Annotated in this window: 5 protein-coding genes and 1 pseudogene; 1 reads left to right on the top strand and 5 read right to left on the bottom strand. The window is 36.7% G+C overall.

What is annotated here, in order from left to right:
• Positions 1–114 precede the first annotated feature (114 nt).
• The 4 genes from J7E77_RS11305 to J7E77_RS11290 form a co-directional block, all read right to left on the bottom strand.
• Positions 115–504 carry a cupredoxin domain-containing protein gene (locus tag J7E77_RS11305; protein ID WP_214714372.1) on the bottom strand — a complete coding sequence of 130 codons (390 nt, stop codon included), beginning with the start codon at positions 502–504 and terminating at the stop codon, positions 115–117.
• Between the two features lie 202 nt (positions 505–706).
• Positions 707–1,936, bottom strand: a complete 1,230-nt coding sequence (locus J7E77_RS11300) for an MFS transporter (protein WP_214714370.1) — start codon at positions 1,934–1,936, stop codon at positions 707–709.
• Between the two features lie 14 nt (positions 1,937–1,950).
• The gene (locus J7E77_RS11295) at positions 1,951–3,006 is read right to left on the bottom strand and encodes an ROK family transcriptional regulator (RefSeq protein WP_214714368.1); all 1,056 of its coding nucleotides are present in this window, start codon (positions 3,004–3,006) and stop codon (positions 1,951–1,953) included.
• 315 nt (positions 3,007–3,321) lie between these two features.
• On the bottom strand, positions 3,322–3,732 hold the full coding sequence (locus tag J7E77_RS11290; protein WP_214714366.1) for an Lrp/AsnC family transcriptional regulator: 411 nt from the start codon (positions 3,730–3,732) through the stop codon (positions 3,322–3,324).
• A 118-nt stretch (positions 3,733–3,850) separates the two neighbouring features.
• Between J7E77_RS11290 and J7E77_RS11285 the strand changes: the two genes are divergently transcribed.
• Positions 3,851–4,612, top strand: a complete 762-nt coding sequence (locus J7E77_RS11285) for an MBL fold metallo-hydrolase (RefSeq protein WP_214714364.1) — start codon at positions 3,851–3,853, stop codon at positions 4,610–4,612.
• Between the two features lie 449 nt (positions 4,613–5,061).
• Here J7E77_RS11285 and J7E77_RS11280 read toward each other — a convergent pair.
• A pseudogene (locus J7E77_RS11280) lies at positions 5,062–6,367 on the bottom strand (IS110 family RNA-guided transposase).
• Positions 6,368–6,511: the final 144 nt, after the last annotated feature.

Here is a 6,511-nt window from a genome sequence, read left to right as displayed (position 1 = left end):
GATTTGTCGACAGTCTGAAACAGCCAGTTAGATAAACTGGCTGTTTTTAAAATGAAAATTGTGAATCATTACAGTGTTGCCTATTAAACAAGCAAGGCCGATTGGCCCTGCTTGTTATTTGACAATTACTTTTCCAGCCATACCTTCCTTGAAATGGTACCTACATATCAAGTCATATGTACCGGGATTTTTCGGTTTCACGGTAATGGTTTTTTCTTTTCCCGGCTGGACTTCGGTGTCAATACTGAGCTTTTCCACTGTGAAGGTGTGCTCTTTCTTACCTTGGTTTTTCAATATCAACTTTGTCGTTCTTCCATTCGGAATAGTGATGACTTTCGGATTAAAGTAATCATCGTTCAACTCGACCTCAATCGCTTTCACTGTCTCAACAGGCTGTGTTACGACGCCGGATTCAGCGAATACATCTAGTGAGGCTGGAGTTGTCATAACCACAATCATCGCAAGCATAACGACCAATCCAGTTAACCAATTTTTCACAGACATTCTCAATCCCTCCTTTCCTAAGCACTATTGTTTTCCAATTCATAAAATATTATCACAATACATTGGGTTCCAGTGCTTCAAATAGTAACTCTTTTATCTGAAACAGTGACAAAGAAAAAAGATCGACTCTAATGGCGATCTTCTGGAATCCATTCTTCTTCAATTAATAGCAGATTACTGAATAAGGATAACCCTTTATACATTAAATTACTGTGGAGTTTTTCTTTTTTACACTTAATAAATTGTTTCTATTCAATTTGATATTTAATTTTTCTGAACCCAAGAGCATTATTGCAATAAAACCTGCAATGACAAATGGGAAGATTCCTATTGTCGAGTGTGCTGCAATGAAACCAAGAAGTGGCGGCAGGAACGTACTACCTGTATAAGCAACGGCCATTTGATACCCCATGATTGTTTGGGAATGTTCCTGCCCAAATCGTGTTGGCGTTTCATGCAACATACACGGAAATATCGGTGCCAATCCTAATCCAACCATAATAAAACCGACAAGCGAGAAAGTCGACGGCAATGGTAGGAGTAGGAATGCGGCACCAGCTAATGCTATTATTTGCCCTACCCGAATGAGCGTACGGTTACTTATTTTCAAGGTAATAAAGCCTGTAATAAATCTTCCGATTGTGATACCCGCGTAATACAAGGAAACCCATTTTGCCGCTGCATCTACGGATAATTCTTTAACATTTACCAGGAAACTACTTCCCCAAAGTCCCATCGTTGCCTCTGCACCACAATAAAACAAGAAAGATATCAAAGCTAGCTTAACTCCCCTAATTTGCAAAGGTTTTCGGTTTTTAGCATCTCCTCCATGTAATCCATCATCTGTATTTTCTGTCTCATTAGATATCTCAATGCTGTTTCCTCTAACCTTATTCCATAAAGGCAAAGTGAAGAAAAAAATGACAACTAATACAAACTGCAGACCAGCAATGGCAAGATACCCGTTTCTCCAAGAATGTTGCCCTGAAATAAACTGAACCATAATAATGGGACCAAGTGTAGCCCCAACTCCCCAAAAACAATGAAGCCAACTCATGTGGTGTGCTTTGTAATGTGTCGCTACATAATTGTTTAATCCCGAATCAACTGCACCTGCACCTAATCCAAGTGGTATGGCAAAAATAAATAACCAAAAAAGCGAAGGAGCAAATTGAAACCCAAGCAGTGCTCCAGCAGTCATTAAACAACTGAAAAATGTGACAATGCCCGTTCCGAAGCGTTTAAGTACAACTCCACTAGCAAAACTGGAAATGATCGTTCCTCCAGCGATTGTCATAAAAAGCAAACCGGCTGTCTCAAAGTGAGCTCCAAGTTCCGATTGCATCAAAGACCATGACACTCCCAACAATGAATCAGGTAAACCTAAGCTGATAAAAGCCATGTAGATAATTACTAAAAAGAATGTAGCCATTATAACCCCGCCTTTTAATTTTTTATAATAGGTATTGATTTGTCTTGGCTGTTTATTCCGGTGATCATGAGATCAAGGCCAAGACTTTGTAATCCAAATAAATAATCTTGTTTCCAATCACTCATTATAAGTTCTGGAAGATGCTCTGCTGGAATATACTTTGCGCTTCGGTCTAAAATTTGGTCTAGGATAAATTGGTTGACTTCATCATCGCAAAAAATAATGGTATAAGGATTAATAATAGCTACAAAAGAAGCTACTAATCTGCTAATGGCGTCAATCTCATATTCCTCACATATAAATGCTGCCTTAGGCCTGTTTTCATTTTGCAAAGCCTGGCCAAAATTTTGGTTATCGTACTGTGGAACGAATGAAACCTCTCCTGAAAAATTAGTGCTGCCTCGTACCACGACTCCATTTACCATAATTCCAGCACCTGGACCATTTTGACCTGAATATAAATAAACAAGGGATTTATCTTTCTTATTTCCCATACTGTCGTGATATCCAAGCACCGCCGCATTCATATCGTTCTCTATAACAACAGGTATTGAGAAACGACTTTCCAAGTATCCCTTCAAATCGAAGTTTTGAAGGTGTTCATACCCTGGTATATAAATAATCCGTCCATTATCTACGGAACCAGGAACCCCAATGGCTATAGAACTGATTTTTGGATAGTTCTCCAGTATCTCTTCAACACATTCGGTTAGTAATCTTAAATCTACATCCACTAAGAGACTTGAGGTTTTTCCAACATCCTTCACTTCACCTAAACAGTTAAAAACAATATAATTTGTCTCTGTCCTCTCTAAAAAGAATGCCAAACCTAACATATACTCTGGATTATATGTATATCTTTTTGCCCTTCTTCCACCACTCGAATCATCAAGACCAACTGAAATCAGTTCACCGTCCTTTTCCATCTGGGTTAAGAGTTTACTTATGGTAGGGAAACTAATTTCTAATTTATCGCTAAGTTCAACTTTTGTTGCACTGCCAAGTTCTAAAAGAGATTTACGAATACCGCGAAGGATTTCCTTCCCCATCGATTTTGGAGTCGTGTTCATAAGGGTCACCGCCTATTAAAATGGACTTATTAAAGAACTTTAATAAGTATCAATCAAAAAACTTATTAAATCTCTTTAATAAGTCATGTTGATAATATAGCATATCATTTTACCGGAAACAATGGAGATTATTAATGGAATAGTGTTAATTAGAAAGAATATTAAGGCTACTTTGGCTCTCTGTAATACAATCATTCTTAAACTCCCTGAACTGTCAGTGGGACAAGAAAAAAGGCTGCGCAGCAACCATTTTTTAAACTTAAGCCCCCGGTAGTTTATGTGAATTAATTTATTAAATTCATTTGTATTGATGTATTATTTACTAATTACAATCGATAATTTATAGCTCACATAATTACTTAGGCCTGTCAAAAATTCATCTAATATTTCATTGGATGGAAATTGGCATTCGAGAAGATAACAACTTTCTCCACTGATTTTGTAATTGTTTATGACGTAATGTTCTTGTTTTATAACGAACGACAAATAAGGTTGATGGTTCGTGCTTTTCGTATAAATATGTATAATTGCGTGAACAGAATACCCCATTTTTGCTTGATTGACTTTAATGCTATACCCCTCAATAATCCCTTTATCCTCTAACTTCGCAACCCTGGCTGAAGCAGCCTGTCCAGTCAAATGGACTTTTTCACCCAATTCCTTCATCGTAATACGGCTGTTCTTGGAAAGTTCATCTATGATTCGCATATCCGTGCTATCTAACATTTATTCAATTCCTTTCAATAATCAAGTGAAACCGCAAAAAGACTTGATTTTATCTATGTAAGTATAAAGCGGTCCTATTATAAACTATATGTACATTAAAAAAAAGGAGCTAAAGAATATGAATATACAATTAATTCGTAATGCAACATTAGTTGTCCAATATGCAGGGAAGAAGTTTTTAATAGATCCATTTTTGTCTGAGAAAGGTACTTATCCGCCCTTTCCCAATTCATTAAGGCAAGATCAAAATAATCCTTTAGTCAGTTTACCAACCTCCATTGACGATATTATCAATAATGTTGATGCTGTTATTGTAACTCATCTACACTTAGATCACTATGATGATGCCGCCAAAAAAGTTTTGCCAAAAGATATAAAAATGTTTGTACAAAATGAAGAAGATGCTGGAATAATTAGAAACGATGGGTTTCAAAATGTAGAGGTTCTAAAAGAAGATACAGTTTTTGAAGGTATCCAATTAATCAAAACAAAAGGCGAGCACGGAAGAGGAGAAATATTAAAGCTTGCTGGTCTAGTGTGTGGTGTTGTCTTCAAGCACACAAATGAGAAAACTTTATATGTTGCTGGAGATACAGTTTGGTATGAATCGGTCCAAGAAGTAATTGCAACACATAACCCAGAAATAATTGTTGTAAACGGTGGAGATAATCAATTCCTACAAGGTGGTTCGCTAGTTATGGGGAAAGAAGACATCTATGAAGTTTACAAAACTGCCCCTAATGCAAACATTATTTCTGTTCATATGGAAGCTGTCAATCATTGGACATTATCGAGAGAAGCATTGAAAAGTTTCATTAATGAAAATGGAATCTCATCAAATGTTTTGGTGCCAGATGACGGAGAATCATACTCATTCTAAGAATCAGAACAGACAGAAATAATTTTTTTCTGTCTGTTTTTTATATAACGAACCTCCCTCTATATAGAAAGGTAAATCTCCCGATTTCTCTTGTTTTCTCCGAATTACGCAGTAGTCTGTTTTAAAATTCATTTGAATATTGGAAGAGTTGTGTACTAAAGTATAATTTTGGGTACAAAGTGAAAAAACGATTAATAGCTACCAAACCAACCTTATCCAAAAGGTGGATATTTAGGTAAAGTATGGTCGCACTTGTGGATCTCCACATTTCTCATGGAGGTCAACCCTCCCATTTCTCACAGAGTCTTTGCTCCAAAATTCCTTCGTCCAACCTTTCCATGAGGTGGATGTCAGTCATGCTGCCCGACAGGGTCCTTGCCCGTACTTTAGTTGTTTTACTGACTAATCCGTGCTTCAAATGTTTATAACAATTAACCCAGTAATTAATATCAATGAAAAGAAAATAAAGCTACTGCAATCTGTATTGCTGCCATATGAGGAATGTCACTTAACATACGTTCTTCACTGAATTCACACTGCTTTTTACCGATGGTAAACAGAATGCGTATGAGTTTATTACATATTGCGAATAGAGATTGCATCTTCTTCAAAGGATTATTTGGGCGTTTTGTAAAATACTCATGTAAAGCCTTAAAAGCAGTATTTTTAGCCACCAAAGGCATTGCAACTCGGAAGAGGAGAGCTCGTAGAGTCTTCCTTCCTCTCTTGGTAATTTTGGTTTGTCCTTTGTGCTTTCCTGATGTATTTTCCTTAAGACTAAGCCCAGCTAGTTTGATAATCTGCCTTGGGTGGGAATAGTATCTTAGGTCTCCTACCTCTGAAAATAAGCCTGCAACCGTGTCTTTCCCTATTCCCTTAATAGCCAACATTTGTTCAACACCTGGAATTTGTTCAAGAAGTTTATCTATGTTAGATTCCAGTTCTTCGAACTTTTCATTTATTAGTTAATATTTGTCTATTAAAGTGCGAAGCTCTAACTTAGCCATATCAGAACCTTCCCGAATGCCAATTGAAGCAACTGCAACATTCTTTAGTTCTTTTATTTTACTGAGCCCAACTGCACGTTTAACGGCTTTTCGAAGATGTACTAGTATCTCTTGTTCAGGGAGATCTACTAACTCATGTGGCAATAAATTTAGTTTTAATAATTGTATAGCAGATTTACCTTCCCAATCTTTAAAGACCGTAAGGAACTCTGGAAAATAGCGGTCTATACAATTATGGACTTGCCCTTGAACTGCTTGAAGATCAACAGATAGGAGATCACGTATTTTTCTAGCCACACGAAGTTCTGCATATACTCCTTGTGGAATATTAGGTTCAGCATATCTCCCGTCTTTGACCATCTGTGCGATAACTCTTGCATCCTTTACATCATTTTTAGTTGGAGAATTATCATCTAACTCTTTACTCTTCTTTACATGCATAGGATTTACAACTACAAACTTGATATTTTTCCCCATAAAGAAGTGAGCTAAATTAAGCCAATAGTGACCTGTCGGCTCCATTCCTACAATCACTTTTTCCATTTTGTTTTGATCCATTAACTTTTTATCTCCACTCTATGAAACAGTTAAAGCTAGAATTTGTATTTTCAAAGTATAAAGGTGCCGAAAATTCTAAGCCTCTAAAGTCTTGGGCTCTTGCCACATGCTTGTATTTAGCAATATCAACGCCTATAATTAATGTTTGAGAAGTAATTTGAGCAATCTTTTCATTTTGGTTATAATTCATTTAAATAGCCTCCTGGTAATTATGTTTGTGTCCTTTTTGCCGCCAAGCTTTGGACACTCATATCTTACCAAGGGGCTTTTTTATTTTCAAACCTCATATTTCTTCATTACAGGAATGCTGCCCTTTAGCATTCCTGTAGAGAGT

The organism is Bacillus sp. ISL-77, from assembly GCF_018613105.1.
This window is presented reverse-complemented; position numbering and strand designations above follow the sequence as displayed.